At 69.5% G+C, this 4,581-nt stretch carries 4 protein-coding genes and 1 pseudogene; all 5 read right to left on the reverse strand.

From position 1 onward, the window contains the following. Nucleotides 1-107: 107 nt before the first annotated feature. Nucleotides 108-683 (reverse strand): TetR/AcrR family transcriptional regulator, encoded by a 576-nt coding sequence (locus ACFTZL_RS41415; protein ID WP_382594716.1) that lies wholly within the window; start codon nucleotides 681-683, stop codon nucleotides 108-110. Nucleotides 684-764: 81 nt separating this feature from the next. Then, nucleotides 765-1,637, reverse strand: a complete 873-nt coding sequence (locus ACFTZL_RS41420) for a carbohydrate ABC transporter permease (RefSeq protein WP_382594719.1) — start codon at nucleotides 1,635-1,637, stop codon at nucleotides 765-767. Beyond that, nucleotides 1,627-2,646: a carbohydrate ABC transporter permease gene (locus tag ACFTZL_RS41425; RefSeq protein WP_382594721.1), complete on the reverse strand. Its 1,020-nt coding sequence runs from the start codon at nucleotides 2,644-2,646 to the stop codon at nucleotides 1,627-1,629. The genes ACFTZL_RS41420 and ACFTZL_RS41425 overlap by 11 nt, the downstream gene beginning before the upstream one ends. A gap of 1 nt (nucleotide 2,647) precedes the next feature. Then, nucleotides 2,648-3,940 carry an ABC transporter substrate-binding protein gene (locus ACFTZL_RS41430; RefSeq protein WP_382594724.1) on the reverse strand — a complete coding sequence of 431 codons (1,293 nt, stop codon included), beginning with the start codon at nucleotides 3,938-3,940 and terminating at the stop codon, nucleotides 2,648-2,650. Nucleotides 3,941-4,229: 289 nt separating this feature from the next. Further along, nucleotides 4,230-4,454: pseudogene (locus ACFTZL_RS41435) on the reverse strand (substrate-binding domain-containing protein); the annotation flags it as partial. Between the last annotated feature and the right edge of the window lie 127 nt (nucleotides 4,455-4,581).

Raw genomic sequence — 4,581 nt, forward strand, 5'->3', positions numbered from 1 at the left:
CGCGGGGAACTGCGCGACAAGCCACCCACCCGCCGCACCCGCAAAACTCCCGTACTCCTACGGCGCGAGGGCCCGCGACCGGACACCGCCGTGCCCGCCGCCTCCCCTCACACACCCCTCGGCCGAAGCCCCTCCACCCACAGCATCAGATACCGCCGGACATACCCACACTCCGCATCCGCCAGCTCCGCCGCCGCCGCGACCCCATGCACCAGCCGCAAGATGTCGACCGGCTCGACATCCCCCCGCAGCGCGCCCTCCTCCTGCGCCGCGCGGACCAGTCGCCCCGCCGCGCCCTTCACCGAGTCACCGCAGGCCGTGCCCACAGGGGAGCCGGTCTCCGTGACCGCCGGGCCCAGCAGGGCCTTGAGGCCGCGCACCGCGATCAGCCCGGTGCCGAGTTCGTACAGCCACTCCACCAGCGCCTCGCCCGGCGGGAGCCCGGCCGCGAGTTCGTCGGCGCGGGCCGCGATCGCCTCGATACGGTCGAGGTACGCGGCCTCCAGCAGCGCGTGCCGGGTCGGGAAGTGCCGGTACAGCGTGCCGGAGCCGACCCCGGCCCGCTTCGCGATGTCGTCGAGCGACGCGCTCTCCCCATGCTCGGCGAAGGCCGCCACGGCCGCCTTCAGCAACCGCTCGTAGTTACGCCGAGCATCCGCCCGCATGGGCCTGACCTGCGCCACGCAGCCACTCCTCACGAGAACCGGGGACCCTCTCCGCACCTTATCGAGAACGCCCCGGTCCCCTGCCCCTCATCCGCCGTCTCACATTTTCATCGCCCCCGCCGCCAGGTCCCGCAGGAAGTGCCGCGCGCCGATCAGGAACACCAGGATCAACGGGATGACGCTCATCAAGGCGCCGGCCATCACCAGGGAGTAGTCGGTGTTGTAGAGGACGTTGAGATTCGCCAGGGCCACCTGCAGGGTGACCTTGTCCGGGTCGATCATGACGACCAGGGGCCAGATGTAGTCGTTCCACAGGCCGATGAACGTGAAGATGCCGAGGAAGGCCAGGGCCGGGCGGAACAGCGGCAGGGCGACCGTCCAGTAGAGGCGGAAGAAGCCGGCCCCGTCGATCCGCCCCGCGTCCAGCAGCTCGTCCGGCAGTGAGTTCTGGGCGTACTGGCGCATCCAGAAGATGCCGAACGCGTTCGCCGCGCTGGGGATGATCAGCGCCTTCAGCGAGCCCGCCCAGCCGAACTCGGCCATGGTGACGAACTGCGGCACCAGGGAGAGCTGCGCCGGGATCATGTACGTCACCAGCAGCATGCCGAAGAGGAACTTCTTCGCCGGGAACTCGTACTTGGCGAAGGCGAACGCGGCCAGCGAGTCGAAGAACAGCACCAGCACGGTCCCGAGCACGGAGACGACGACGGTGTTGAACAGCGAGCCGAAGAAGTCGACGGTGTCGAGCACCCGTCCCATGTTGTCCAGCAGATGCGGCCCCGGGAGCAGCTTGGGCGGGTATTGGTAGATGTCCTGGGTGGTGCCGGAGGCCAGCACCACCAGCCAGTAGAAGGGGAACAGCGAGACCAGCACACCGAACAGCAGCGTCGCCCGGACGCCGATACGGCTGAGCCTGCTGCCGGAGCCGATGGCCAGGCCCGCGCTGCCGGTCGTCCTGTCGTCAGCGACCATTGCGAGCCCCCTTGCGGCGCAGCAGACCGGCGATGCCGGGACGGCGGTCGTCGTCCGAGCCGGCGACCATCCGCCAGTTGATGATGGTGAAGACGGCGATGATCGCGAAGAGGACCCAGCCCATCGCGGCGCCGTAGCCGAACTGGTGCTCCTTGAAGGCCTTCTGCCACAGATAGAGCACGATGGTCATCCCTTCCTGGCCCGGACCGCCGGTGGTTCCGACGTCGCTCGACTGGAAGAGCACCTGGGACTCGGTGAAGATCTGCAGGCCGTTGATGGTGGAGGTGACGGCGGCGAACAGCACCACGGGCCGAAGCTGCGGCAGGACGACCCTGAAGAGGGTCTGCCAACTGTTCGCGCCGTCGACGCGGGCGGCCTCGAAGTGCTCGGTGGGGATGGCCTGGAGGCCCGCCAGGAAGATCAGCGCGTTGTAGCCGACCCACCGCCAGATGATCATCAGGGAGACGGACGACTTGATGCCCCACTCCGAGGACAGCCAGCCGATCCCGTCCACCCCGATCGCCCGCAGCACCGCGTTGGCGAGGCCCGCCTGGGCGAAGACCGAGCCGAAGACGACGGTCATGGCGACCATCGAGGTCACGTTGGGGATGAAGTACGCCACCCGGTAGGCACCGGTGAAGCGGACCTGGGAATGCAGCAGGAACGCCAGCACCAGGGCCAGGAACAGCATCGGCACCGTGGACAGGAACCAGATCTCGAAGGTGTTGAGCACCGAGTGCCAGAACACCGAGTCCTGAAGCAGCCAGCCGTACTGCTTGAACCCGACGAAGCGCATGTCTCCGATGCCGTCCCAGTCCTGGAAGGACAGATAGACGGAGAAGACGATCGGGAAGGCGCCGAAGACGGCGAACAGCACGTAGAACGGGGAGATGGCGAGCAGGGGCGGGACGTGACGCCTGCGTCCGCCCGGGGTGGTGGACTTGGTACGGCGGGCAGGCCGCCGCTCGTCGGCCGCCGGCGCACCGGCCGGGTCGAGAACCGTGGCCATGTCAGCTCACCCCCACCCGGGACAGCGTGGTCTCGGCCGTGTTCACGGCGTCCCGCCACGCCCGGTCGGGGTTCTTGCCGAGCATCTCCACATTGGTCAGCTCCTGGAAGAACGGGGTGTTGGCGGTCTCCTCGTAGGGGCTGAAGTAGACGACCGGGGCCTTCTGGGCGGCCGGGCCGAAGACGTCGATGGGCTGCTGACCGCCGAAGAAGGGGTCGGGCTTGTGCATCGCCGGGTCGGCGTAGGAGGCCGGAGTGGTGGGGAACAGGGCCATCTCCTGGTAGCTCTTGAGCTGGTTCGCGGGGCTGAGCAGCCACTTCAGGAAGGCGAAGGCCGCCTCCGGTTCCCGGCAGTAGCGGGTCAGGGTGACGTAGGAGCCGCCGTAGTTGCAGGGGCCGTCCGGCAAGGTGGTCAGCCGCCACGCCCCGGAGGTCTTCGGCGCTGTCTCCTTCAGGCCGAAGATGGCCCACACCGCCGTGGTCATGGTGGCGACCCGGCCCCCGCTCATGGCCGCGTTGAAGTCAGGCGTACCGTCCGTGATCCTGGCGCTGAGTCCCTGGCGGAGGATGTCCACGGACAGGTCCCAGGCGCGCCGGACGTGCTCCTGGTCGCCGATGAAGCGGTTGTCGGCGTCCACGAACTGCTTGGGGCTCTGGAGCAGGACCTGCTGGAAGACGTTGCCGATGTTGCTCACGAGGTAGGGCTTGCCCGGCCCCTTCGCCCGCAGTGTCCGTCCGGCGGCGATGAACTTCTCCCAGGTGGGCACCCCTTCGGCGACATCCGCCGGTTCGTGGGGCAGTCCGGCCTTCTCGAAGAGGTCCCTGCGGTAGTAGAGCGCGGTGGGGCCGGCGTCCAGCGGGAAGCCGATCATCCTGCCCGTCGGGGTGAAGCAGGCCTTCCACTTCCAGTCGAGGTACTGGTCGCGGACGGATTCCGCGCCGAGCGTGCGCAGGTCGAGGAACTCGTTCTCGTCGGGGAAGAACGTGGCGAGGTTGTCGCTGTTGACGACCGTCAGGTCCGGAACGTAGGCGCGGGCGGCGAGACTTGTGCGCACCTTGGAGTCGATGTCGCCGTCCGGGATCTGGGAGCCCTTCACCCGCAGCCCCGGCACGCCGGGGACGCCGCGCCTGGCGGTGGCGAGCAGCTTGTCGCTGAGCGAGCCCTTCCAGTACCAGAGGCTGAGGTGGTCCGTGCCGGCGGAGGCCGATCCCGCCTCGGTTCCGCATCCGGTCAGTCCGAGCAGGCCCGCTCCCGCGCCGCCCAGGGAGGCCCCCAGAAAGCGTCTGCGGGACATCGTTCGGTGTTCCATGGGCGCGCACTCGCTTTCCGGGCGTACCGCGGCCAGGGGACAGCGCTGCCGCGGGCCCGTTCTCACGGGGAATGGGGGGAGGCTTCCGGGATGAGGAAGCGAAGACAACGATGTCGGCGGGCGCGTGGTAGTCGGGCCGACGGTCTCGCGATGGGGATTTCTGAGGGTTCGTGAACGTTCACGTGAGCGTTGCCGTTGAGTATCGGGGCGCCCGAAAAGCGGTGTCAAGGGAACTGCACGCCAGATCTGCCGACGGGCACGGCGGCCCGGGGAGTCAGGCGGACTCGCGTACGACCAGTTCGGGCGTCACCCACGCGTCCGCGCCCCGCAGCGGCTCCTCACCGGCGCACAGCCGGGCCATCTGCTCCACGGCCAGCCGTCCGAGCTGCCGCTTGTCGATGTGCAGGGTGGTCAGGGCGGGGTCCACCAGCTCGCCCAGGGAGAGACCGTCGAAGCCCAGCACGGCGAGATCGTCAGGAACCCTGCGGCCACGGCGGCGGGGGGGGGGGGGGGGCCCCCCCCCCCCCCCCGCGGTGGTACCCCAACACCCCCGGGGCGGCGCCCGCGCCCCCCCCCCCCCCCCCCGGCCCGCCCCCCCCCCCCCCCCCCACGGGGCGGGGGGGACC

The sequence above is a fragment of the Streptomyces sp. NPDC056948 genome, assembly GCF_042674225.1.
GTDB lineage: Bacteria > Actinomycetota > Actinomycetes > Streptomycetales > Streptomycetaceae > Streptomyces > Streptomyces purpurascens.

Bases quoted from the DNA above. Each gene is read 5' to 3' on its own strand.
- ACFTZL_RS41430 (WP_382594724.1), bottom strand. From the start codon at position 3,940: ATGTCCCGCAGACGCTTTCTGGGGGCCTCCCTGGGCGGCGCGGGAGCG.
- ACFTZL_RS41420 (WP_382594719.1), bottom strand. From the start codon at position 1,637: ATGGTCGCTGACGACAGGACGACCGGCAGCGCGGGCCTGGCCATCGGC.
- ACFTZL_RS41425 (WP_382594721.1), bottom strand. From the start codon at position 2,646: ATGGCCACGGTTCTCGACCCGGCCGGTGCGCCGGCGGCCGACGAGCGG.